Raw genomic sequence first — 24193 nt, 5'->3', positions numbered from 1 at the left:
GCGGCTCTGAAGTGTCGACAGACAAGGCGTGCAATCCGGAGCGCCGTCGGAGCGAAAACGCGATCTCCGCCTTCGATTCAAATTTCATTATCCAATCGCCTGGCCGCTTCACAAAACAATCCCAAATGAGAAGACCTTTCTTGCCGCCCCGCGTACTGAAAAGCCTGCTTGGCTTCAACGACGGCCCGTGGCGGTGGTCGGCCGGCGTCGGAGGGGGCGTCGCGATGGGCGTGCCTCTGAGCGCGTTCATGCTGGCCGGCCACCAGTCACTCGGGCTCATCACTTCTCTCGGCGCCTTCACGGCTCTCTACGGCTCGACGCTGCGCCTGGGCGACCGGCTCCAGGCCTTGCCGTTCGTCGCGGCGGGGTTCGTGGCCGCCTCCACGCTGGGCGTACTGTGCGCGACGAATGCGTGGCTGACCATCGCCTGCCTCGTCGCCGTGGCTGCGCTCGCCAGCATCATTCTGTTCGGTGTCGGAATGGGTCCGCCCGGGCCGATGCAGTTCGTGCTGGTCGCCGGTGTCAGCGGTCATCTGGCCGCTTCCGCGCGTTTCAGCGGTTCGCCCCTTGGCGTCTTTATGATCCCCTCTCTGGTCGCGGTCGGCGCGCTCAGTGCGTACTTGCTCGTGATCGCACCCCTCGCGCTGCCGCTTGTGCACCAGCGCAAGGGCGAAGCGCCCAGCTTGCGCATGCGGTTTCCTCCCAGCTTGCTCGACGGGGAAAAGGCCACGATCGCCGCGAGGGTGATCGTGGCGGTTGCCAGCGCCGGCTTGCTGAGCCTGTCTTTGGGGGAGCACCGTGCCTACTGGACGGTTATGGTCGCGGGTGCGGTGCTGCAGGGCAGCCACGTCTCGCGCTTAAGTGCCATTCGGGCCGTGCACCGCGTTGTGGGCACGGTCCTGGGCGCGGCTGTCTTCGGCTTGATCCAGCTCGTCGACCCGAAAGGCCTCTGGCTCGTCGGGGTCCTCGCGCTGCTCCAGTTCGCGATCGAAGTCGTGGCCGCGCGGCACTACGCCCTGGCCCTGACCTTCATTACCCCAACCGCGTTGACCATCTCAGCGGTGGGCGGGACGAGCGCTCCCTTCGCGCTCGTCGGCGAACGGATCGTGGACACGTTCCTTGGGGCGGTCATCGCCATGGTAGTTCTCTTGGGCAGCGAATGCGTCAGGGGACGACGCGCACGATAAGCAGGTGGAGGATTCTGGGCTTGTCGCGAAGGGCATTGGGTCTTGCTGATTACTTTCCGATCATGTTCAGCGCCGTGTCCCGCACCGCGCGCTTGAACCTGGTCTGATCTTCAGGAAGTGACGAGAAAGCCCGAAGCATATGGTGGTAAGCCACGGTATTGCTGATGGCGTTCATCAGCATGGAAAACATGACTTCGGGGTGGTGCGGTTTCAATTCCTTCGCCCTCGATGCATCTTCGAGCAAAGGCACGAACACGTCGTGATAGGGGCGCACCAGACGCCCGATGAGTATGTTGAAGCGCTCGCCTTCTTCGGTCGCGGCAGTCGAAAAAAACATACCAAGGTCGGGTTCGTCGAAAACCTGATCGATGAAAAGAACCACTGCGTGTTCGACACGCTCACGCGCACCTAGCGTGGCCGAGCGCAACCTGGCTGTGGCGTCGATCATTGGCGCAGCCTGATCCGCGATCTGCTCTACCACCGCAACCCATAGCGCTTGTTTCGACCCGAAATGATGCGCGATCAGCGCCGGGTCGACACCCGCGTCGCGCGCGATTTCCCGCACGCTGGTAGCGTCGAATCCACGCTTTGCGAAGGTGCGCCGGGCATGTCGCAGGAGGACGTCGGCACCGACGGAAGCGCTGTACGCGGGTCGTCCGCGGGTACGCTTTTTCTCGATCAGCCTGGCAGGTCCTGACGTTACGTCGTTCATTTGGGTGTGAGTTGTGGATCGTCAATTCAGCCGAAGTTTAACTGACGGCGCGTGAGAGGCTGAGGAGGGCCGCGGTTTGACGGAGCTCGTGCTTTAGGCTACGATGTGATTTATTCATCACGCGTTGAATTGATTATGTCACAACCAAAACGGATTGTCATCGTTGGCGGCGGGATTGCGGGAATTTTGCTGGCTACCCGACTCGGCGACCTGTTAGGGCGTAGCGGCCGGGCCAGCGTCATGCTGATCGACAGCAGCCCGACGCACATATGGAAGCCGATGCTGCACACCATTGCAGCCGGCACGCGCGATGTTCAGCAGCAGCAGGTGATCTATCTCGCCCATGCCCGCGATCACGGCTTCACCTATCAGCCCGGCGCAATGAACGGGCTCGATCGAAGCCGGCGGCTGGTCCAGCTCGACGAGCTCAGGACGCCGGAAGGTGAAGTAGTGCTCGGTCCGCGAACGGTCGGGTACGACGTGCTTGTGCTGTCGCTGGGTAGCCGGGCGAACGATTTCGGCGTGCCGGGCGTGAAAGAGCACTGCCATTTCATCGACAGTCAAAAACAGGCCGAAGCGTTCAACGCCGCGTTGCGAGCGCGCGTATTTCGAAGCGTCGCGAAGGACGAACCACTGCGTGTGGCGATCGTCGGCGCGGGTGCAACGGGTGTTGAGCTGTCCGCTGAACTGAGCCGCTTCCTTGACGTTGCGTCGAGTTACGGAGACCCGACTGTGCGAGAGCGGCTAAGTCTGACGCTGCTCGAAAGCGGCCCGCGCGTGCTCGGGGCGTTTGCGCCGGAGATATCGGCATCGAGCCAGTCGCAGCTCGAGCATATCGGTTTTCGCGTGCTGACTTCGGCGCGTGTTACCGCGGCAGAGGCGAATGGTTTTCGCCACGGCGACGGCACGCTTGCCGAGGCCGATCTGATGGTCTGGGCAGCGGGCGTCAAGGCGCCGGATTTCATGAACAATCTCGACGGACTCGAAACGAACCGGTCCAACCAGATCGTCGTCGGAGCGAGTCTGCAGTCTTCGCGTGACGATCACGTGTTCGCGCTTGGCGATTGCGCAAGCCTGACACTTGCCGGTCACGAACGGCAACTTGCACCGACCGCGCAGGTCGCCACGCAGCAGGCCGAGCATCTCGCGCGTCACCTTCCGGGGTGGCTTGCAGGCAAGCCACTTGCCGATTTCCGTTTCCGCGATTTCGGTTCGCTCGTCTCGCTGAGCGACTACAACGCGTTCGGCACGCTTGGGCGCTTCGGACTCTTTCGTGGCGGTTTCGTGCGCGGACGTTTCGCTCAACTGAGTCACGCCATGCTCTACCGGCGCCATCAGCAGGCTCTCCATGGCTTTCGAAAGGCGACGCTGCTGTGGACAGCGGAACAGATCAACGGTCTCGTCCAACCGAAGATCCGCCTGACCTGAAAGTGGCGCCGAACCCTTTGCAGACCCTGTCGGTTTCCTGGTGCGACTCGTGCAGCGGTCGCTGTGATTACCAGCCCTGACGGGTGTTCATCGCGAAGGGGCCGGGGACGTGCGTGTTGAGCGGTCATCCGATTGAGGCGGGCGACGCCGTGTACTCTCCCAGAGCAGGCGATCCGCCGCCGCGAAACGCAGGCGCAATGATGGTCGCGGCTTCCGTTAATGTCCAACTGTGACCTTGCGCGCGTTTATATTCTCGGGGACGCGGTTTCGAATTGACATGCCAGAAGCAAGCGAGGCATCGGGGACGAAACAACGAGCCATGTGGCAATTAATAGGTATTCCTATATGTGCGACATTGCCTATCACGAAGCGACATCGCTATATGCGGCGTTTTGCCGATGAGAAGCTGACGCGCACAAGGATCGAACCAATTGTTGCGGCGAGGGGGACAGTGTTTTACGGCCAGCAAGGACACCGATGCATGGACCAAGGCGCTACTATTGCCCGTGCTTTGTACAACGATGCAAAGCACAGGGCCACTCGAACCCGACACGCTGTGATAAGGCAGAGGCGCGGTGTGCAGCACAGCACCTCTGGTGCGCATGCGTGGGCTTTAAAGACGCGACGTCATTTGACGTCACTACTGGAGAGATAGTTGAAAATCGAACAAATCCGCAAAGATGCTTTTGCGATGCCCGTCCACAATCCTTCCTACCCCCGCCCGCCGTTTCGCTTCCTTAATCGTGAGTACTTCATCATTTCGTACGAGACCGACATGGACGCATTGCGCGCCGTGGTGCCGGAACCACTGACAGTCGCAAGCCCCCTCGTGCATTACGAATTCATTCGCATGCCAGACTCGTCGGGATTCGGCGATTACACGGAAAGCGGCCAGGTTATCTCGGTAAGAGATGATGCCGGCGCGCCAGGCAGCTACACACACGCGATGTATCTCGACGACGAAGGCCCGATTGCCGGTGGTCGTGAGATTTGGGGCTTCCCCAAGAAGCTGGCGAGTCCGAAATTGCGTGTTGACGGCAACGACACGCTGCTTGGAACGCTCGACTATGGCACCCAGCGCATTGCCACGGGCACGATGGGCTACAAGTACGAGCCACTTGACCTCGAGGTCGAGCGCAAGAAGCTGGCGGACACGCCGAACTATCTACTGAAAGTCATTCCGCACGTCGACGGTTCAGCCCGCATCTGCGAGCTCGTGCGCTACTTCCTGCGGGATGTCACGGTGCTCGGCGCGTGGGGCGGTCCGGCCGCGCTTGAGCTGCACCCCCATGCCTTGGCTCCGGTGGCGGATTTGCCGGTGCGCAAAATCGTCGGCGCGCGGCACGTTATCGCCAATCTCACGCTCGACATCGGGGAGGTGGCTTTCGATTACCTCGCCGAGGCGCCGGCACTCAAGCTTGCCGCGAATCAGTAAGCACCCTCTGACATATTAAGGAAAAGGCATGTCCGTAAAAGACAAGGTCGCGCTCGTGACGGGCGCTGCAAGTGGTATCGGTGAACAGTGCGCACGCAAGCTCGCGGCGCTCGGCGCGTCGGTGGTAATCGCGGACCTGAACCTCAAGGCTGCTGAGAGCGTGGCCGAGAGCATCCGCAAGGAGGGTGGCAAAGCGCTGCCTGTATCAATGGACGTGACGAGCGAAGAAGCGGTCAACGCCGGCATCAAGCAGGCTGTCGACAGGCTTGGCAGCATCGATGTGCTGGTCTCGAACGCGGGCATCCAGATTGTCAACCCGATTGAAGATTATGCTTTCTCCGACTGGAAAAAAATGCTCGCAATCCATCTGGACGGCGCGTTCCTCACGACCAAAGCTGCGGTCAGGCACATGTACGCTGCGGGCAACGGTGGGTCGATTATCTATATGGGCTCGGTCCACTCGCACGAAGCGTCGAAGCTGAAAGCTGCCTACGTGACGGCCAAGCATGGACTGCTCGGTCTCGCACGCGTGGTAGCCAGGGAAGGTGGTTCGCGCGGTGTACGGGCCAATGTCGTGTGTCCGGGGTTCGTGCGCACGCCGCTTGTCGACAGGCAGATTCCGGAGCAGGCGATAGCGTTGGGCATTTCGGAAGCAGACGTCGTCAAGAACGTGATGTTGAAGGAAACGGTCGACGGCGAATTCACGACGGTGGAAGACGTCGCCAACACCGTGGCATTCCTCGCCGGCTTCGAATCGTCCGCATTGACGGGCCAGTCCATTATCGTCAGCCACGGCTGGTCGATGCACTAAGGAGCCGCCCAGTGCGTCAAGATCAAGAAACATCAGGCACACCTCGCAAGACTTTCAAGCTTCCGGCCTATGACGAGGTCGCTCTCGTGCTACAGGGTGGCGGCGCGCTGGGCTCCTATCAGGCCGGCGTCTACGAAGGCCTCGAGGAAACTGGCATTCATCCGGACTGGATTTCCGGCATCTCCATCGGCGCGCTTAACACAGCCATCATCGCGGGCAACGCTCCGGGCAAGCGTACCGAGGCATTGCATGGATTCTGGAACACCATCTGCCAGCCGGCGGACATGCTTGGGAACCTTGGCGCGTGGCTACCCCGCGCCGCGGGCATGCACGACCTGTCGCGCAAGTGGTCGAGCTGCTGGGCGGCAGGCCGCGCACTCACCGAAGGGCAGCGAGGCTTTTTCTCGCCGCGCCTTCCGGTGCCCATCCCAGGGATGGGCAAGCGCTCGCCAGAAGAAGTGAGCTTTTACGATACCACCGCGCTTCGGGCGACCCTTCTGCAATTCGCCGATTTCGACAGAATCAACGACGGCGATATTCGCGTCTCCGTCGGCGCGGTCAACGTGCGCACGGGTAACCTGGTCTACTTCGACAACACCCAGATGCGCCTTTCGCCAGAGCACTTCATGGCCTCGGGTGCGCTCCCTCCGGGCTTTCCTGCCGTCGAGATTGATGGCGAATATTACTGGGACGGCGGTCTGGTGTCGAACACGCCATTGACCGAGGTTGTAAGCGACCCGCAGCACAAGGACACCCTGGTCTTCCAGGTTGACCTGTGGAGTTCGAGCGGCGGCCTCCCGGGCGACATGCTGGATGTGTCCGAGCGCGCCAAGGACATCCAGTATTCCAGCCGGACCCGCGCTATCACCGCGATGCTCGGGTCGAACCAGCGTCATGCACAGCTCATCAAGGAGCTACTGAAGCATGTGCCGCCGGGCCTGGAGAAGCAGCATCCGCTCATCCGGGAGGCACGGGAAGTTGCCGATGGCAGTACGGTCAATGTTGTGCACCTCATATACAAGAACAAGGCGTATGAGGGGCACTATAAGGATTACGAATTCAGCATCGACACGATGAGCGAGCACTGGCAGACGGGCCTGGACGACATTCGCGCGTCGTTTGAGCATCCGGACTGGTTTGCGATACCGAATCACGATTCGGGATTCGTGACGCACGACGTGCATCGTCCCGGGGGCGCGCCTCACGCGGCGCGACTGGAGGGCGCTACCAAGCCAGCGAATTACTCGCGCAGGCGCCATAAAGCGGGCGTCGCGCAAGCACATCTCGAAGTGGCAGCGCCGAAGTCCGCCCCACCTGGGGAAACGACGAAGGAAGCTGTGCAGGATGCGACCGGCCGCTAGCCATCGTGAGGCCGGCCGGGTTCAGGTTGGCCGGTCCCTTTCCACGCTAGCCAAAGGGGCGCTGCCGCAGGTGAGTTCGTCCGCCTGTGGTGTTACCGGCAACCAGGGTACATGACATGCAGAATCCCAGGTTTATGTAGAAGATCCCTGTATCGGGTCAAGTGCGCACGGTCAATCTGACACCGTCAAACGGTTTTGCGTTGCCGCAGGCCGCGTTATGCCGCTCGGCGCATTCGGCCTGCTCGGCGGATGCAGCATGACTTCATTCAATCCCAAGGGCGACATCGGTGCACAGGAGGAGCGTCTGATCCTGCTTGCGTTGGGTCTGATGCCTTCGAAGAGGTTCATCGAAAAAACCGACATCACATGCAACGCGGCGACGCTTGAAACGATCCTAACCGACAGGGAGGTCACTTCATGGAAAAAGTCCAACGATGAATCGCCTCCGGGCCGAAGCCATCTTTGGGAGACGCCCCGAGCCCCCTTGAGATCGCAAGAGGTTCAATCATACTCGGCGAATTAAGCCAAATCGCGGGCCGCCACAACAATGCCGTTGACACTTCGTTGACAGTCGGAAAAGAAAAAGGGCCTAGCGCGAACGCTAAGCCCTTGAATCTTTTGGTAGGCCGTACTGGATTCGAACCAGTGACCAACGGATTAAAAGTCCGCTGCTCTACCAGCTGAGCTAACGGCCCGTCTCGCCCGATGTCCACCGCGACCAAGGCACTTCTTGCCTGTTTGGCCTAGCCGATATCGATCGTGCGACTCGTGGATCGCGCCGGCTCCGATTTCGGCACGGTCAACGTGAGCACACCGTTATCAAATTTTGCCAAGGCGTGATCGGGGTCGGCGTTTTCCGGCATCGGAATCGTGCGAATGAAGCTTCCATAGGCGCGCTCGAGCCGGTAGCAGCCGTCTTCCTCGCTGCGCACGTCCTGTTTCTTTTCGCCGCGCAACACGATCGCCCCGTCCTCGACGCTCACACTCAGGTCTTCGCGCTCCATCCCGGGCAGCTCGGCGGTCACGCGCAACACCTTCCCTTCGTCGACCACGTCGATGCGCGGCTGGAAGCGCGATGAACTGAAGTCGCCAAACCATCGTTCGAGGGCGCCGCGACCTGCAAACGGGTCATGGAAGAACTCTTCCAAAGCACGCCACGGTTCGCGTGCGAACAGCCGCGGAATGTCAGGCCACGGGGCACGCCACTGTTCGTTCGCCGGGGGGCTTTCCGGGCTGTCCGCATCGGACTTGCGGGCCGCCCCGCGTAGGAACTTGAAGGGATTCCACTTTTTCGGATCCGTATTCATCGTATCCTCCTCTACAGTGTGGCCGGAGAACTGGATTCCAGTCATTGCGCTGAAGTCACGACTCTGCCCTCGGCATTCCGGACTGCATCTGCGGAATGCCGTCACGGCCGCCTCGCGATCCGCGGCGCGTCCTGAGCTCACGTACCGGCACCGCGCCGTATGCTGAGCGTGCGTCCGCGCCAGCATTCATGTATGACGTCCGCATCCAGGCCTCCGCAGTCAGTAGGTGGCGGCCAGACGACCGCCACCGGTTTTCTCCCTGTCGTTGCTGCCCACCTGCCGACTTCAGTCCGTCCGCACCTCGATCCGGCGCGGCCGGGCTTCGTCGCGGCGCGGTATCGTCAGTTTCAGCACGCCGTCCTTCAGGTTCGCATCGATTTTCGTTGCGTCGAAGTCAGCCCCAAGAGCGAACGCCCGCGCGAAATGCGGCTGGCGGATCTCCGCATGTTGCAGGCGCAGCCCCGCCGGCGTGGGCACCACCGCCTCGGCCTCGATGTACAGGTTGCCGTCGTGTACCTTCACTTCAAGGCGGTCCTTTGTAACGCCGGGCAGATCGGCCCACAGTGTGATGCCCTGGCTGTCCTCGAAGATGTCTACGGGCGGCGTTAGCGTGATCGGGCGTTGCGACTGCTCGTCTTCGCGACGGGCCACCGCAGTTTCGTCTTTCCTGGCAAGTTCTGTCGTGTCGTTCATGATGTCCTCCTCAGTTCTGCGACCGGTTTCATTGAACATTGATGGCCCGCGGCTTCGACGTCTCCCGCTTGCCGATGCTCACGGTCAGGCAACCATTGGTGTACTGCGCCGTGACCTTGTCAGGGTCCGCATGCTGCGGCAGTTCAATGACGCGCCGGAAGGTGCCGACGAACCGCTCCTGCGCATAAGTACGCAGGTCGTCGCCGGCCGCTTCCGGCTGTCCCGTCTGGCGCTCGCCGCTGATGGTCAGCAGCCCTTTGTCGATGGATACGTCGAGATGCGCCGGATCGATACCGGGCGCGAACGCAACGATCTCGATAGAGTCGTCGGTCGAACCGATGTTGACCTGCGGGAAGGCGCCCAGGCGCCCCGAGCGGATGCTGGACGGGAAACCGCCGAAGAGGCTCGCCATCTGCCGTTGCAGACGGTCGAACTCGCTGAAAAGGTCGGTCCCGAAGTAGAGATCACTCATGATCGTTTCCTCCTTGGATGCAGCAGGAAAACGAACCGGCATACGCGCTCCAGTCCGTCTGCCATGCTGCGGCAAACAAATCGAAACACGCAGCGCGCCGCCATGCTGGCGCGGCTGCCCGAGCGATATTCAAGATAGGACTGAAAACAGAAATTTCAAGTGGGCCATGGCGACTTTTTGTTCTTGAATTTGGATTGCCGCACCCCTACGTTCACGACACCCTGCAACACCATGCGAGGACACCATGGAATTCGAATACGATTGGCTCACTCTTGGGCGTCACCGTATCCGGTTGCGCTCAACAAAGGGGTTCCCGACTGAGACGATGCGCACGGCGGTCGAAGTCATCCGGCTGGCGATCGACAGCAACATGAGCGCCCGGGCGCGGCTGGTTGAAGTGGTGTTCCGGCAGGAGTCCGCTTACGAGATTGCTGTCGGCACCACGTTCGCCGATGACCGGCTATGCGCGCCCCAGCTGGAAGCGGCGATCGCGACGGTGCTGGGCCTGCAGCCCGCGCAGATCACTATTTTCGTGACCGTGGTCACCCAGGAAGAGGTCGATCTGCACTTTGGTGTCTACGAAAGGATGCTGGCTGAAAAGCTCGGCGTGGTGCCGCTGATCCAGTGACGTCGCGGCAGGCAAGGAGCGGGGATCGGCAAGGGCGAACTGCGCGCCTGCCGGTGCGGACGGCGGCGGCGCCTTTGCTGCAATGCAATGAGGAGTATCCGACCGGATTCGGCCGCCCTCGTTGCGGAGCATCCTGCAGCCGGACGCGGGAGGTCTCGAAGAGCGTGTCATATCCCTGATAGCGCATTCGAACGCAGATTGTTCGCCGCCTGGATTCGATCAATCGGCTTCCGGAACGGCGCGACACAACTGATAAGACGCCCGCATGCGTCAAATTTATGGCGATTGTCGACGATGTAGCCTACGTCGTCGAGGGTTCCCTTGTGGCCGGTCAGCCTCGCCGACTTCGTCCAGGATGTTCAGCGCGCGATCAACGAGGGGCTCGACGACGCGCCGCACTTTATCAATATCGTGATCGGCGCCAATGCGTTCCAGGGCGCGTTGCCCTGCGCGGGGTCGTCTCTGTGGAGGACGTCGATGCTGCGATCTCCTACGGCCCAGGCCTGCGCTGGGCACTGCTCGGTCCGTTTCTCAATCTTCACGCTTCCGGAGGATCCGGTGGCATCACGCATGTGCTGCAGCATCTGGGTGCCGCCCAGCGTGAGTGGGCTAGAGACCTCGGCAAATATCCGGGCACGGACGACTACATTGAGTCTATTGCGAGGGGCGTCGATGCTTAACTTCAGTCATACGATTTTTCAGAAATGCTTCGCCAGCGCGATCAAGCGCTGATCGAATTGCTGGAGGCGAAGCGAAATCTTTCTCAGATCCCGTAGCCGGACGATACCTGCAGGTGAGCGGGATCTGGATGCAGATATCTTTGGCACACATTGAATCTGCCATTACTGCGGCAGAAAAGATGCTACTCGTTGCGCGGTATGGCCGTTCCACTTTGATACCTGCCGTTTGAACCGCGACGACTTGACCGTCGGCAACGGGTCGTCTACGGAAATTCAGGATTCGGCGAAGGGATGGCGGTTCGGACGGACGCAAACGTCGTGTTCTGGACGGTAGCTTAAGTTGATGCTCCCCCTCGGGGCGAAAAAAAGCCGACCGGGTTGCGGTCGGCTAAAGATTCTGGCTATTCCGAGGGCCGCGCCAGAACCTGAGAGAATTGCATTATGCCGCACTATGCCGCTCGTTGCCTCGAATCGCCACAACGACGGCAGCAGTCCCGCGCCGCGTCCTCGCTCTAGTCTCGGCCGCGCCGGGCCGCATCTACGGTGATTGGAGTGCGTTAACGAAGCAGCAAGGCACAAGGATGCGAGATGATCCGTTGACGAATTGCTGGAACACCTAGACACCGAAAAGTGATGCAGAACGCATCTCCGCCGGTGGCATGGGTCAGTGCTTGCCGCGACAATTCTGACTATGCGATGTAGTTGTTTCTGCGCGGATCATCGGACCGGGTTCGGCCAGATGCTGCCGGTCGCCCGACCACGAGCATGTCATTGGAGTGGCTGGGCTTACTCTGGAGTCTGCCGGATGCCAGTGGAGCGATCGCGCAATGCATGGCGGCCCTAGCACGTAGATTGGCCGCCGCAATGCTTCAGGGTTAACTACCTTTGTGCGAGTCGGCCTGCTCCCTAGCCGAAGGAACGCTTCACGTACCAGCGCAGTTGTTCCCAGCCCTGCGGATCATTGGGAGTGTGATACGTGACGGCAGAAAGGCGTATGGTCGCGCATTCTGTGAGCATCCCCATGGCTACTGTATACGAGCCCTTCAAACTGTCCGATTTCGAGGTGCAGCGCGCGCAGATCAAGCCGCTCATCAGCTCGCTTCGGTTCGCCAATACGCTCATTGATATGGTCTTCTATGACGTCACTGCTTTTCATCGCGCGATGAAACTCGACGGTTTGGACGTGACCATCCACGGCCCCTGTGACTTCGGCGCGCAGTTTGCTCGAGCGCTTCAAGAGGTCGACCTGAGCGCGTTAGCAAACCCAGAGGGTGCCATTGTTATCGTTGACGCCAGCACGACTCCTCACATCCAGTGCTTCTTCGATGTCTCCGAGTTCCTGCGCGCCAAAGACGGCGTGAGCCGTATTGACTCAATCTCGGTAAGTGGCGTGGGAAGCTCCGCCCTCGGATCTGCGGCCTTGGCGTGGAATGTTTCCCGCGCAATGGGAAAGCCCGTGGCAGGCATTGTTCCCGGCTACGGATTAGCTGACGTCGTCCAGCAGGCACTGGGTGGTTTCCTCGGGTTCGGAATTTTTACGTACTGGATGAAGCAGCCTCTTCAGAACACACTGGCGGTATTGTTGCCGGGAGCCGCATCTGTAGGAAGGAGTCTGGTCGCGACCGTGCCGGGAGCGAAAACGGCCCCAACCGAGGCTCCAGTGTTCCAGCATGGCAGCGGCTCTTCTGACGTACTGCACTCCGTTCTGAAACACACCGACCACATCAGGACGCTGGTTGGACACAGTAAAGGAGCGCTCGTCATCGAGAACGCTATCGCGGACCTGGAGGAGGAAAAGCTGAGCCGTCTCAGGGTTCTGACCTTTGCATGCAGCATCGCTGAGCGGCCAGTTGTCGGCGAATATGAGCAATTCCTTGGCGCCATCGACGCGCTGGGGCTGCTGGGCTCCGTCGGCAACCGCCCGGAGCACGCGGTCCCGACGTGGCATAGTACGAATACCGAAATGCCCTTCACGATGCACGTCGCAACGCTGGCGCAGCCTTAAGGACTCCCTTTTTGCTGCCGTCCGTTGTCGCACGCTTTGTGGGCGGCCTAGGAATTCCACGGTTTGAAAAGCCCGCGTGGGAGTCAGGTAGCGAGCGCAATAGCGGCAAGCCGTGTCGAGCCCTAGCGCTCGCCGCGGCCTCACCCTGATGGTTGGCTGTCAGCATGAGCTCCATGCGATCTTCTAAGAATTCTCCACAGACACCATGGGCCAGGCCCGGTGTGCGGGCCCACAGCGGTTGGCGGTAAGTTAGCATCCGGTGCAGCGAGCGGCTGTTGTACCCCTGTGAGCAGCCGTAGACCTAGCGCCTAGCTAGTCGACAGAGCCGGGTGGCCCGCTACCGAAGTTAGTGGCAAAGTCATCGGCAATGTGAACGGACTACGCAATGGAGGCTGACTATGAACCAGTCAAGTTCCGCTCAAAGGCGGGAGAAAATATCCTGCGAGGTGTCAGGCGAAAATTCGAAATACACGCTGCTTCACCTGCTGGACGTTGAAGACATACCGGGGCATTCGCTCGCACTCTATGAACTGCATCGCACCTTTCCCAAGGGCGCGTTGATGTTTGCTGGCGTAAGCGTCACGGAGCAATGGCTGCGCGGCACCGTGGACACCGTCGATGGCAACGGCACCGTCATCGGCTATGGGTTTTACAACCTGGAAGGCGGCGACAAGATTCTCGGCAAGTTTGACGGGATCTCACAGTCTGCAACCGGCCAGTCCGCCGATGTCCGCACCGTCATAGGAAGCACGGTGCTCACCGGCGGCACGGGGAAGCTGCGTGGCATTTGCGGCATCCTTCACTTTATGACCAACACGGACGTCTCACAGAACCTAAATGAGAGTAAATGCGAGGGCGAGTACTGGATGCAAAAAGGCTAGTTCGGGCCTCACGGTGCCTTGCACGCGGCCCAGCGTAAAGCTCACTGATCAGAAGCCTCCGCTGAAGCTCAAGGAAATCTGGGCGATCAGCGAAAAGCTGAAGGCGGATACGACTTCGCGATGTTCAGTTCAATCTCCGGGGGGGGGGGCACTACCTGAAATACGCCGTTACCACTTTATAACGTGCAACATGGAACCCTGACATAAGCTGAATGGAAAGTGTGAGGCGCATGTCGCCGCGCGAATAACGAGGGAGCATGTCATGAACCCGCTCGATGCAACGTTGCGCGCCGGCAGCGCCGTTGCAGTTCTTGCGTTGTCCGGCGCGCTGTCTGGTTGTTACTACGTACCGTACGGCTACTATCCAGGCTACGGGTATTACCCGGGCTATCCTGCTACCTATTCCACTGCCTATCCGAATGGCTATCCCGCCGTGCCGACGGCGGCCACGCAGCATGGCGTGCCCGTCGCGCCCGGGGACCCGTCGCAGCAGGCTCCGGCGCCAGAGGAATTCAACATGCCCGACGGCACGTCGCCCGACGGGCCGCCATCGACGTACGATTTCGCCCCCGCGCCCGCCTATGGCGCGCCGGCGTACTATCCAATCGCCTATCCACCGGCCTACCCCTACGCGTATCCATACCCGTACTACGGGTACTGGCCGGGCTACTACTGGTGGCCGTCGGTGTCGTTCGCCTTCTGGGGCGGGTGTTGCGGCGGTTACAGCCACTACCACTATGGCCATCACACCTACTGGGCCGCCCACGGCTACTGGGGCCATGGGTACTATGGAAACGGCTACTACAGCCACGCTTACTCGGGAAATGGACAGGGTGCGTGGAGCGGCAGTCACGCCAGCTGGGGAGGTGGTAGCTACGGCAGCAGCGCTTCGGGCGCCGGTCACGCGAACTGGGGCGGCGGTGGCGGCTGGGGCGGCGGTGGCGGTGGCGGTGGCGGCTGGGGCGGCGGCCGTTACTGGGGTGGCGGCGGCCACGGCCGATCGCATTGAACCGGGCGTGCGGCGCGCCGCGCGACGGGTATCGCGCGCGGCGAATGGCCGGAGCTGGGACGACGAACGCAATCCTTCCCCCCCATCGAGTCGGAATTCGCGAGGGCTCAGCACCCTGACCACGAAGACCGGCCTTACCGACCTAGTCATGCTCGTAGCACGGGTTGTTCGGCCCCTGCTTTTCAAGTACTGTTAATCTTCGAGGAGACACCGCCATGCCTAACGACATCCTTCTCGTCAACGAACGCGGCTACATCGTCTACGCCGACCCTGCTACCGAACAGTTCAATGATTACCTGCTGGCCGAAGACGACAACTATCTCGCGTTCCTTCGCACCCACGCCAACATTTCTAAATCCAACCCGAGGCCGGATAAGCTGCGCAAGGAACATTCGAACTGGACTTGAACGACCGAGTATCGGGTCGGCAAATGCCTTTCGCGCTCTTGGAACAACGTTTCATCGGTACATCGCGCGCACCGAATCCTTCAGATACTTCAGGTCCGAGCGTTCGTGGCCCACGCACCAGGAGAGATAGTCCACCCGGCACGGTGAACATCTCGTCCTGCGAGAGCGTCGGCTCCTCTTTTCACGGCTGAAAACGGCCAGTACTTCCCGGCGCCGCCTCGAAGCGTCAATAGCCTTTCGTATAGAGCGTCAGATGGTTACTCACCGACGTTACACCCGGCACGCCCTTCGCCACTTCCGCGGCCTGCTGGATCTGAGGACCGTCCGACACGCTGCCTGATAATGTTACGACGCCGCCGCGCGCCTTGACGAATACGTTCGACACGTTGAAGTTGGGCGCTTTCGACAACGCCTTGCGTACATCCCGAGCCAGCTTCTTGTCCGCTGGCGTCGCCTTGCCTGAACTTGCAGCCGGACTCGAGCCCATCGGCATAGCGTTGCTGGCTTGCGCGTAGACGTTCGACGTCAACGTCACGCATCCCACGACGACGAGCAGATTCACGACGTTCCATGCTTTCATGATTGCCTCTCTCGTTCGGCTTGGCAGATGGTGAGTCAAAGATAGCCAACATTCCGCTTCTAACAAAGCTGCTTGCACGATTAAGGGAAAGCCCGTATCCAGACGCGCGTGCCCGCTGGCAGGCCGATCATCGGCGAGTTCGCGAATGAGCAGCCGCAGTATCGCTGGCGAGGCGTCACCGCAGATCCGAACGCGTGACGCATTGGAAGCCACCTCACCACGTGCACGATCAGCGTGCTGAAAGGTTACGCCTCAACGCGCTGCACGGAGGCGCCCGACTCCAGTACACATGGCAAGGAACGCTGAACGCCTCAACTGGCGCGTGTTTGCGCTCCAGCTAGCGCCCGTGTGGTTATGACGCTCGTAGTCTTTGTATCGGACGTTGAAGCTGAGTACTTCGAGGCAGGCCGTCAAGGCTCTCCTTTTGACCGTCGCGCGCGCCTTGTGTGGCGCATAGACATCCGCGTGAACGGCCGCTGTACTTTGGAAGTTGCTGTTGCGGTCTTTCCACGTCGAAGGGCAGAAGTTGCTCGCGTGCCGTTGATCGACGTCGGACAAAGATCGGCCAGAAGCGGCCGATCGATCAAGTGCGGTAGTGGCCATTCGAGTGTCGGCTCCAGTTAGCTTTGCGTCGTCTGGTTCGAATCCCCGGGGCTTTCCTGGTAGGAAAGTATGCGTCGGCGATCTGATTCAACACGTTGCCTTCTCGACATCGTTGCTCGACCGGTTTGTCAGGATGGCGCTCGTAATAATGTGAAAGAGATGATCCCCGCGTGGCGCGAATCCGGGTTGGCCGTCGAGCCAGCCGAGCGCCGACATCAGGGCGAACAGGTCGACCCCATCCATATCGGCGCGCGCCGTTCCCTCGGCCTGAGCACGGCGCAGTAGTCGCGCGCCCGCTGAACGCAGCGCTGTGCTCGAAGCGTGAAGCGCGGAGTCAGGGTCCGCGTGCGCGGTCGCGAACAAGGCGCAAATGCCGCTATAGCTACGAACGAATGCAACCCCTTCGCGAAACCAGGACACCAGCGCTTCGTCAGGCGGATTCGACGTTTCTAGTTTGGCTGCCTGCTGTATCAGTTCGTCCACGTTCATACGCAGCAACGCTTCGAACAAGGCTTCTCGTGTCGGGAAATGGCGAAACAGTGTGGCCAACCCGACGTCGGCCCGGCGGGCGATATCTCGCATGGACGCATCGGCGCCATGCTCGGTGACGACGTCACGCGCGACCGCAAGTAGATGGCTGTAATTTTTTCTGGCGTCGGCTCGCATAAATCGCCTTGACAAACGGATCGGTGATCCGTCTATAATGAATTCGTATCTGGATCAGTGATCCACAAGATACAGCACATTTGTGCAGATGGGAACCGAGACGCTGTCCGACACCACGAAAGGAGATGTCATGGGAAAGCTTGAGGGTAAGGTTGCAGTCATCACGGGGGGATCGAGCGGCATGGCGCTGGCGAGCGCCAAGCGGTTCGTCGAAGAAGGCGCCTATGTTTTCATCACGGGCCGCAGGCAGGAGGTGCTCGACGAAGCCGTCAAGCAGATTGGCCGGAACGTGACCGGCGTGCGCAGCGACGCGGCCAATCTCGACGACCTCGACCGCCTGTTCGATACAGTCAGGCGTGAAAAGGGCAAGATCGACATCCTGTTCGCGAGCGCTGGCATGGGCGAAGCCGTTCCACTGGGCGAGATTACCGAGCAGGACTTCGATGCGACCTTCGGCCTGAATACGCGCGGCACGCTGTTTACGGTTCAGAAGGCGTTGCCGTTGTTCAACGATGGCGGATCGATCTTCATGACCGGGTCGGTTGCTTCGGTGAAAGGTTTTCCGGGTTACGGCGTGTATGCGGCGAGCAAGGCGGCGTTGCGCTCATTCGCACGCACTTGGCTTAACGAACTGAAGGGCAGGAATATCCGGGTGAATGTGCTGAGCCCGGGACCGATCGCCACACCGATGCAGGACCAGGTTCTCACCGAGGAGGCGAAGCGGATGTTCGAATCCCTGATCCCGCGGGGAAAGATGGGTCGTCCTGAGGAAATTGCGACGGTCGCGCTGTTTCTTGCTTCAGATGATTCGAGCTTCGTGAATGGGGTGGAATTGTCTGTCGACGGCGGCTTCTCGGCTATCTGAAATCGCGCCGAAAAGCTGGATTGGTTTCGGTGATTGTCCAGCGGGTATTGTCACGTCTGCTCGCGCTGTTGTCGCTGCAAACGGCGTTGAAGGCGCTCGGCTCCGCGTGTCTGCTGGGGCTCGCGTGGCGCATCGCGCGCAGCGGGCCGCCTAACGCGGGCAACGCTTCCGCGCGCCCGGTTGCCAATAATCACCATGGATCCGTGGTTGATCAAAACGTCACCTGAATGGAGAGTTCGCATGAGCTATTCGATTATTGGTTTTGGCGCGGTAGGCCAGGCACTCGCTCGAGCGTTTGCAAGAAAGAACATCGACGTAACGGTCGCCAGCCGGCGCCCTCCCGAGACGTTGATGCAGCAGGCACGAGCGATCGGCCCTACCGTCGTCCCCAGGACGCTGCAGGATGCAATCGCGTCCGACACGATCTTCCTGGCGGTTCCTTTCTGGGAGCACCGCGAGGTCGCGAAGCAGATCAAGAGTTGGAAGGGCAAGACGGTCATCGACGCGACAAATGCTTACGGCGTTCCCGTCGAAGAGCTACAAGGTCTGCCGTCCTCCGCAGTTGTCGCTAAGGCGTTTACCGGGTCCAGGTTCGTAAAGGGTTTTAACCATCTGCCCGCCGCCGTTCTGGCCGCTGATCCGAGTGTGAATGGCGGCAGCCGCGTCGTGTTTTTGTCGAGCGATGACGAAAGTGCGGTGGCACCGGTCGCGGCTCTGGCTGAACAACTCGGTTTCGCGCCGATTGCGCTAGGACCGCTCAAGGATGGCGGTTCGCTCGTCCAGGCCAGGGGGAATACCTGGGCTCAACTGATCTTCAAGGATCTCGTCAAGTTCAAATAGCGGCGCGTCACGGCAAAGTCACGTCCGCCCAGCATTTCCGAGCGAGTCCAGCTACCGAACTCGAGCCTTCGGTAGGCGCGTGCGATGCTCACCAAGCAAAACAACACGAGCTCCCAGCTGAATATACTCAGCGCGCGAGCTCGTGTTGCGCGTGGCGCAATGGCCCGCTCGACGGGAAAGCGCTTCCCATAGGGTTGCTGGTCTCTTCAGAACTATTCAGCTTCGCAACAAGAACTTTTGGGCTTGATGTCGCTAACATCCGGACTCGAACTCAACGCGGCCGGCAGGCGAGGCGAATATGATCGACGCAGGTAACACGAACGCAAGCTCACTCGACTCTGAACTTCCGTTTTCGTCCCTTGAATATCGGCAGCATCAAATGTTTCCGCGCCTTTCCAATGCGGAGATACGCAGTGCGAGCCGCTATGGCCGCCCGAAGTCGTTCAAGGCCGGCGATTCGATCTTCAGGACGGGGCGCATTGCAGAAGGGCTATTCATCTTGCTGCGCGGGAGTGTGCGGATCTATTCGTGCGACCCGCAAAGGCGTACCACGGTCGTGACAGACCATCATGACGGCCATTTCATGGCCGAAATGGCGCAACTCACCGGCAAGCCGTCGCTGGTGGACGCGATTGCCATGACTGACTGCGATACGCTTGTCCTGAACTCAGAGCAGTTGCGGGCGTTGATCATCGCGGACGCCCAGTTGGGCGAGCACATCATGCGCGCGTTGATCCTGAGGCGTCTCGGGCTCATCGAGCAGGGGCTCGGTCCCATTATCGTCGGCAAGGGTGACGACGCGAGGGTAGTCCGCCTGCAAGGCTTTTTGCGGCGCAATGCCTATCCGGCTGCGGTGATCGATGCGCACAAGGATTCGGACGCCGTGCAGCTGCTCGCCGGCCTCACTTCGAAGGCCGACGATTTCCCGCTTGTTTTTTGCCCGGACGGGTCGGTCCTGAGGGCGCCCGACGAAGTGGAGCTCGCCACCCGGCTCGGCCTGGTGCCGACGTTCTGTGCGTCGCAGTGCTACGACATCGCTATCATCGGCGCGGGTCCGGCGGGCCTCGCGGCGGCCGTTTACGCGGCGTCGGAGGGGCTTTCGGTCGTGGTTTTCGATCGGCGCGCGCCAGGTGGTCAGGCCGGTGCGAGCGCACGTATCGAGAACTACCTTGGCTTTCCGACCGGCATATCGGGGCAAGCTCTTGCAGCACGCGCGTTTCAGCAGGCATTGAAATTTGGTGCTCACGTGGCCATTCCCACTGCGGTCCATCGGGTCGAGGGCGCGGCGGGCAACTTCGTGCTCGCGCTTTCCGATCGACAGCGCGTGCGTGCGCGGACAGTCGTGGTCGCGAGCGGAGCGGTGTATCGAAAGCCTTCCGTGACGGGCCTTGAGCGCTTCGAGGGCAGAGGGATCTACTATTGGGCGTCGCCCATCGAGGCGCGTCTCGTCAGCGGGAAAGACGTTGTGCTGATCGGTGGCGGTAACTCGGCTGGGCAGGCTGTCGTCTTTCTCGCCAACTTCGCGAAAAGCATACGCGTTTTGATACGTGGCCATAGTCTCGAAGCCACCATGTCCCGTTACCTGATAGACCGGCTCAGCGCTCTGCCAAACGTGTCGATCTGCGCAAGATGCACGCTTGAATCACTGGAAGCGAGCGACGGTGGTCTTGAGCGAATTCGCGTCTTTCATCACGAACAGGGCAGTGAGCTCATTGAGATACAGTATCTTTTCCTGTTCATCGGCGCCGATCCAAAAACAGACTGGTTGACATCGATGGGCGTTCAACTGGATGAGCGCGGCTTTGTCGAAACGGGGCCGCCCGATGCGAACGCAGGCACTGAGCGCTTCCCACTCGAGACGAACGTGCCGGGGCTTTTCGCGATCGGCGACGTCCGATCAGGGGCGCCGAAGCGGGTGGCCGCAGCGGTAGGAGACGGCGCAGCGGTAGTCAGCCAGATTCATGCGTGGCTCGGTCGAGACGAAGCGCGCGTCAAGGCTTCTTGAGGCGCGCAATGAGCGGCATGACGCGCCAAACGCAATCGCTCCCCAAGTCAATGCTCAATGTGCGCCACGCTCGGGTTGAGGCGTCCACTCATGCTCTTCGCCAGGCACTTTGCCGAAGGTCCGCGCAGCCCAGGCTTGCCGCGCAGCCACAATTTTCTCGCGCGAACCAGACACGCCGCTGCCAGCGGGCAGCACGGCTGGCCCCATATGGTCGAAGAAAATGAATGGTCCGATGAGGCGCGCGGCACGGGCGGGAAGCACGCGCCGCACGATCAGGTTGCCGATGTCGCTTTCGCGTGGCGCGAGCAGAGCCTTGATCGTAGTGGGCATGATGAAGACCTTTCGTTAAGGGCCGACGTGGAGGCAAACCGTCATGGTTCGAGCAGCCGCAACAGCCGCAGCTCCTCGAAATCAAGTTCGGATTCGATGCGATGCAGGACCGCGTCGTCCACCTTGCCGTCGCGATGCAGGCCGAGCAATGCCTCGCGCGACACGCCAACGAGTTCGAGTTCGACACGCAGGAAGTGCGCACGGTGTTCGATTCGGTCCGCACCCAACTGGCATGCGCTTTCGTTCGCGGTGACGCGAATCCGGTATTCGGCTAGCAGCCGCTCGAACGTCGCGCGTTCGATGCCGGACGAGCGCTCGTCGATTTCCTCGAGCGCAGCGAGAGAGGCGCCGAACGCATGGGCGCGCGCCTCATGCTCGGACATGGAGTGACGGGCTGTCGGGCGCAGTTTCAGCAGCCGGATGAGCGGCGCGAGGCTGCCGCCCTGCACGACAAGCGTCGCGATGATCAGCAGAAATGTGCTGAAGACGATCAGGTCGCGGCCGGGGAAATTGTCTGGCAGCGCGATTGCGGCCGCCAGACTGACGACGCCGCGCATACCCGCCCAGCCGAGCACAACCGCTTCCTTGAAGCTCCACGGCTCGCGGCCCGAGCGTTTCGCGCGTATCTGGTCGGGCAGCCAGATCGCAGCGAACACCCATGCGAGGCGCGCAACGATGGCTGCCGCAGTTGCCGGCAACGCGACACGCAGCCCGGCCGTCAACACGGCCGATTCGTGATTCACCCGTGAGAGGAGTGCATGCAGTGTGAGGCCGATCAGGATGAAGACCAGCGCCTCGAGCACGAACACGACCGCTTCCCAGGTCGCCTTGGCTTTTATGCGCATATCGGCGTCGAATACCCGATGCTGGCGGATGCCGAGCACGAGACCGCAGGTCACGACGGACAGCACACCCGATCCGCCGACGGCCTCCGCGATACCGTAGCTGGCCCACGCCATAACGAAGGTCACGACGATGCCGAGCATCGGATCGCCCAGACGCGGCAGCACCCAACACATGGCCTGGCCGCACACGATGCCGACCGCGATGCCGATCAGGGTAAGCGTAAAGAACAGCACCGATCCGCTCGTGACCGTGATCGTCGCGGCTAGCGCTGCCGAGACCGCCATCTGATAGAGCAGCAGGCCCGACGCGTCGTTCACGAGGCTTTCGCCTTCCAGCACGGCCACGAGCCTGGCGGGTAGCGGGTGGCGCTGAAGGATCGCTTTGGCGGCGACCGCGTCGGGCGGCGAGACGATCGCACCGAGCGTGAAGCACGCCGCCCATGGCAGGTTCGGGTTGAAGGCATGCACGGCGACAGCCACGGCGACGGTGGTGAATGTCACGGCCCCGAGCACGAGCGAAACGATCGTGCCGATGCCGCGTTGGAATTCCTTCCACGCCGTATAGAACGAACTCGACATCAGCAGCGGCGGCAGCACGGCCGCGAGCAGCAGGTTCGGGTCCACGTCGGGTACGCGCCTGCCGGCGACTGCGATCACACAGCCGCCGAGCAGCAGAACGACGGCGGGCGGGATCGCGATGCGCTCCGCGAGCCACGTCAGGGCGCCCGCTCCGCAGATCAACAGCAGGAGGTAATGAAAAAACTCGACGTTGTTCATCCGCTAGAAGCCCGGGGATTGCACGTCGATCAGACCGTAGACGACCCCGGCGAGAGTACCGGCAAGCAGCGAAGGGATGTACGGATTCATGATGCGAGTCTTGGTTGGTGAACGTGGCGTGACAGGAACTACGCGAAAGGCTCGCGGAAAAAGTATAGGTTCGTCTGGATCAGGCAGAGTCTGATTAAGAATATTTAATCTCTGGCGCATGCGAGATATCCGTTCGATCGAGCTTTGGGTCGTGCGTGAGCGCGACGACGGCGCCGAATCGTGGCTAAAGCTTTTGCGCCTCGCTGGGCGCAAAGGCATTGCGGCTTCGTTTCAGAACTTTTCAGTTTGCGCCAAGGACTTCGGCCGCTTGCGTCATTAGAGTGCCTGCCTGCATGTGGCGCTATTCAGCGAGTTCTCGCGCCTCGCCGCATCGCTATCCATCTGAACACGCAAGGTCGTCGCCACGCCCGCGCGCGGCGATGCAACGACGGAGATTTAGCATGAACACCCAGCAAATCGATTCGACCAGGCCTTCGGCGTCCCGCCGCAGGCTGCTTTCGGCAAGTGCGGGCATGGCGGGCGCCGTGGCCGCCATGTCGAGCCTGTCCGCGAACGCAACCGCGTCCGTGACGGGCGGTTCGGCGCATACGCACGGCACCTCGCATCATCACGGCGGCAACTACGTGAGCGCGAAGGACGGCACGCAGATCTTCTTCAAGGACTGGGGCACGGGCATGCCGGTCGTCTTCTCGCACGGCTGGCCGCTCTCGGCTGACGCGTGGGACGCGCAGATGCTCTTCCTGGTGAATCAGGGCTACCGGGTGATCGCGCACGACCGCCGCGGCCATGGCCGTTCGGGCCAGCCGTCCGAGGGCAACGACATGAACACCTACGCCGACGATCTCGCGGCTGTGCTGGACGCGCTCGACGTGAAGGGCGCGATGCTCGTGGGCCATTTCACGGGCGGCGGCGAGGTGGCGCATTACATCGGCCGCCATGGCGAAAAGCGCGTGGCGAAGGCCGTGCTGATCGGCGCAGTGCCGCCGCAAATGGTCAAGTCTGCGAACAATCCGAACGGTCTGCCGATGTCGGTGTTCGACAACATCCGCGCCGGCGTGGCGGCGAACCGCTCGCAGTTCTATCTGGATCTGGCCACGCCGTTCTACGGCTTCAACCGCCCCGACGCGAAAGTCTCGCAGGGCCTCGTGCAGGACTTCTGGCGCCAGGGCATGGCCGGTTCGATCAAAGGCCAGTACGAGTGCATCAAGCAATTCTCTGAAGTCGACTACACCGACGACCTCAAGAAGATCAGCGTGCCCACGCTGATCCTGCACGGCGACGACGACCAGATCGTGCCGATCGACGATTCGGCGAAGCTCTCGGCGAAGATCGTCAAGAACGCGACGCTCAAGGTGTACAAGGGCGCGCCGCACGGCATGTGCAGCACGCACGTCGTTCAGGTCAATGCGGACCTGCTCGCGTTTCTCAAGTCCTGAGGCGCTACGACGAGATCTGCGTGACGCGCCTGCGAGGCAACGCGCGTCTGTTCAGAACTCTTCAGCTTGTCACAAGGACTTTCAGGCGCGCGTCGCCTAAGCTCGATGCCAATCGCGACCACCATACCCCGCCGTGCGACGGGGTATGCGTGAGTGCCCAGTTTTGAGTGGCTTCGAAA

Annotated in this window: 25 protein-coding genes, 1 tRNA gene and 1 pseudogene; 18 read left to right on the top strand and 9 right to left on the bottom strand. The window is 61.1% G+C overall.

Translation table 11 applies throughout. The annotated features are described in order from the left end of the window. Positions 1-11: 11 nt before the first annotated feature. Positions 12-1187 (top strand): FUSC family protein, encoded by a 1176-nt coding sequence (locus tag OKW38_RS26490; protein ID WP_429363909.1) that lies wholly within the window; start codon positions 12-14, stop codon positions 1185-1187. A 49-nt stretch (positions 1188-1236) separates the two neighbouring features. Here OKW38_RS26490 and OKW38_RS26485 read toward each other — a convergent pair whose 3' ends face one another. Next, entirely contained in the window at positions 1237-1899 is a 663-nt protein-coding gene (locus OKW38_RS26485) for a TetR/AcrR family transcriptional regulator (protein ID WP_090809652.1), read from the bottom strand. 135 nt (positions 1900-2034) lie between these two features. Between OKW38_RS26485 and OKW38_RS26480 the strand changes: the two genes are divergently transcribed. The 6 genes from OKW38_RS26480 (at position 2035) to OKW38_RS26455 (ending at position 7457) form a co-directional block, all read left to right on the top strand. Further along, the gene (locus OKW38_RS26480) at positions 2035-3327 is read left to right on the top strand and encodes an NAD(P)/FAD-dependent oxidoreductase (protein ID WP_429363907.1); all 1293 of its coding nucleotides are present in this window, start codon (positions 2035-2037) and stop codon (positions 3325-3327) included. Positions 3328-3410: 83 nt separating this feature from the next. Further along, positions 3411-3560 (top strand): DUF3331 domain-containing protein, encoded by a 150-nt coding sequence (locus OKW38_RS26475; protein WP_090809656.1) that lies wholly within the window; start codon positions 3411-3413, stop codon positions 3558-3560. Between the two features lie 422 nt (positions 3561-3982). Next, on the top strand, positions 3983-4762 hold the full coding sequence (locus OKW38_RS26470) for an acetoacetate decarboxylase (RefSeq protein WP_429333761.1): 780 nt from the start codon (positions 3983-3985) through the stop codon (positions 4760-4762). A 28-nt stretch (positions 4763-4790) separates the two neighbouring features. After that, entirely contained in the window at positions 4791-5573 is a 783-nt protein-coding gene (locus OKW38_RS26465) for a 3-hydroxybutyrate dehydrogenase (RefSeq protein WP_429363905.1), read from the top strand. Positions 5574-5584: 11 nt separating this feature from the next. Next, the gene (locus OKW38_RS26460) at positions 5585-6934 is read left to right on the top strand and encodes a DUF3734 domain-containing protein (RefSeq protein ID WP_429363903.1); all 1350 of its coding nucleotides are present in this window, start codon (positions 5585-5587) and stop codon (positions 6932-6934) included. Between the two features lie 256 nt (positions 6935-7190). Next, complete coding sequence (locus OKW38_RS26455; protein WP_429363901.1) at positions 7191-7457, top strand: hypothetical protein; 267 nt, start codon at positions 7191-7193, stop codon at positions 7455-7457. 96 nt (positions 7458-7553) lie between these two features. Here OKW38_RS26455 and OKW38_RS26450 read toward each other — a convergent pair. The 4 genes from OKW38_RS26450 to OKW38_RS26435 all read right to left on the bottom strand — a co-directional run bounded on the left by OKW38_RS26450 (position 7554) and on the right by OKW38_RS26435 (position 9406). Continuing rightward, a tRNA-Lys gene (locus OKW38_RS26450) sits at positions 7554-7629 on the bottom strand. Between the two features lie 48 nt (positions 7630-7677). Beyond that, positions 7678-8241 carry an Hsp20/alpha crystallin family protein gene (locus OKW38_RS26445; protein WP_429365538.1) on the bottom strand — a complete coding sequence of 188 codons (564 nt, stop codon included), beginning with the start codon at positions 8239-8241 and terminating at the stop codon, positions 7678-7680. Positions 8242-8526: 285 nt separating this feature from the next. After that, positions 8527-8934: an Hsp20/alpha crystallin family protein gene (locus OKW38_RS26440; protein WP_429333763.1), complete on the bottom strand. Its 408-nt coding sequence runs from the start codon at positions 8932-8934 to the stop codon at positions 8527-8529. Positions 8935-8962: 28 nt separating this feature from the next. Continuing rightward, positions 8963-9406, bottom strand: a complete 444-nt coding sequence (locus OKW38_RS26435; RefSeq protein WP_429363899.1) for an Hsp20/alpha crystallin family protein — start codon at positions 9404-9406, stop codon at positions 8963-8965. A 244-nt stretch (positions 9407-9650) separates the two neighbouring features. On the opposite strand from OKW38_RS26435, the gene OKW38_RS26430 reads away from it, so the two are divergent. The 6 genes from OKW38_RS26430 to OKW38_RS26405 all read left to right on the top strand — a co-directional run bounded on the left by OKW38_RS26430 (position 9651) and on the right by OKW38_RS26405 (position 15016). Further along, positions 9651-10034: a hypothetical protein gene (locus tag OKW38_RS26430; protein WP_090809669.1), complete on the top strand. Its 384-nt coding sequence runs from the start codon at positions 9651-9653 to the stop codon at positions 10032-10034. 321 nt (positions 10035-10355) lie between these two features. Beyond that, positions 10356-10766, top strand: a complete 411-nt coding sequence (locus OKW38_RS26425; RefSeq protein ID WP_429363897.1) for a hypothetical protein — start codon at positions 10356-10358, stop codon at positions 10764-10766. Positions 10767-11735: 969 nt separating this feature from the next. Beyond that, positions 11736-12719: a hypothetical protein gene (locus OKW38_RS26420; RefSeq protein ID WP_429363895.1), complete on the top strand. Its 984-nt coding sequence runs from the start codon at positions 11736-11738 to the stop codon at positions 12717-12719. Positions 12720-13117: 398 nt separating this feature from the next. Beyond that, entirely contained in the window at positions 13118-13600 is a 483-nt protein-coding gene (locus OKW38_RS26415) for a hypothetical protein (protein WP_429363893.1), read from the top strand. 262 nt (positions 13601-13862) lie between these two features. Further along, the gene (locus OKW38_RS26410) at positions 13863-14609 is read left to right on the top strand and encodes a hypothetical protein (RefSeq protein ID WP_429363891.1); all 747 of its coding nucleotides are present in this window, start codon (positions 13863-13865) and stop codon (positions 14607-14609) included. A 215-nt stretch (positions 14610-14824) separates the two neighbouring features. After that, positions 14825-15016, top strand: coding sequence for a hypothetical protein (locus tag OKW38_RS26405; RefSeq protein ID WP_429363890.1), 192 nt, complete (start codon positions 14825-14827; stop codon positions 15014-15016). A 226-nt stretch (positions 15017-15242) separates the two neighbouring features. Here OKW38_RS26405 and OKW38_RS26400 read toward each other — a convergent pair whose 3' ends face one another. Both OKW38_RS26400 and OKW38_RS26395 read right to left on the bottom strand, forming a co-directional pair. Next, positions 15243-15596, bottom strand: coding sequence for a BON domain-containing protein (locus tag OKW38_RS26400; RefSeq protein WP_184070392.1), 354 nt, complete (start codon positions 15594-15596; stop codon positions 15243-15245). Positions 15597-16286: 690 nt separating this feature from the next. Continuing rightward, positions 16287-16865 carry a TetR/AcrR family transcriptional regulator gene (locus OKW38_RS26395; RefSeq protein ID WP_090809671.1) on the bottom strand — a complete coding sequence of 193 codons (579 nt, stop codon included), beginning with the start codon at positions 16863-16865 and terminating at the stop codon, positions 16287-16289. Positions 16866-16995: 130 nt separating this feature from the next. On the opposite strand from OKW38_RS26395, the gene OKW38_RS26390 reads away from it, so the two are divergent. From OKW38_RS26390 to OKW38_RS26375, 4 genes are all read left to right on the top strand, one after another. After that, positions 16996-17730 carry an SDR family NAD(P)-dependent oxidoreductase gene (locus OKW38_RS26390; protein ID WP_090810503.1) on the top strand — a complete coding sequence of 245 codons (735 nt, stop codon included), beginning with the start codon at positions 16996-16998 and terminating at the stop codon, positions 17728-17730. Between the two features lie 29 nt (positions 17731-17759). Beyond that, positions 17760-17957, top strand: coding sequence for a hypothetical protein (locus tag OKW38_RS26385; protein WP_429363888.1), 198 nt, complete (start codon positions 17760-17762; stop codon positions 17955-17957). Between the two features lie 13 nt (positions 17958-17970). Then, on the top strand, positions 17971-18570 hold the full coding sequence (locus tag OKW38_RS26380) for an NADPH-dependent F420 reductase (RefSeq protein WP_429290569.1): 600 nt from the start codon (positions 17971-17973) through the stop codon (positions 18568-18570). Between the two features lie 298 nt (positions 18571-18868). Further along, complete coding sequence (locus OKW38_RS26375) at positions 18869-20575, top strand: FAD-dependent oxidoreductase (RefSeq protein ID WP_429363886.1); 1707 nt, start codon at positions 18869-18871, stop codon at positions 20573-20575. 171 nt (positions 20576-20746) lie between these two features. Here OKW38_RS26375 and OKW38_RS26370 read toward each other — a convergent pair. Then, positions 20747-20905, bottom strand: a pseudogene (locus tag OKW38_RS26370) (pirin family protein); the annotation flags it as partial. 41 nt (positions 20906-20946) lie between these two features. Then, entirely contained in the window at positions 20947-22527 is a 1581-nt protein-coding gene (locus tag OKW38_RS26365; protein WP_429363884.1) for a cation:proton antiporter, read from the bottom strand. A gap of 491 nt (positions 22528-23018) precedes the next feature. On the opposite strand from OKW38_RS26365, the gene OKW38_RS26360 reads away from it, so the two are divergent. Beyond that, entirely contained in the window at positions 23019-24014 is a 996-nt protein-coding gene (locus tag OKW38_RS26360) for an alpha/beta fold hydrolase (protein WP_429363882.1), read from the top strand. Positions 24015-24193: the final 179 nt, after the last annotated feature.

It is taken from the genome of Paraburkholderia sp. MM5496-R1 (assembly GCF_050436205.1).
GTDB lineage: Bacteria > Pseudomonadota > Gammaproteobacteria > Burkholderiales > Burkholderiaceae > Paraburkholderia > Paraburkholderia tuberum.
Note: the sequence above shows the minus strand (reverse complement) of the source record. Positions and strands in the feature narration are given on the sequence as shown.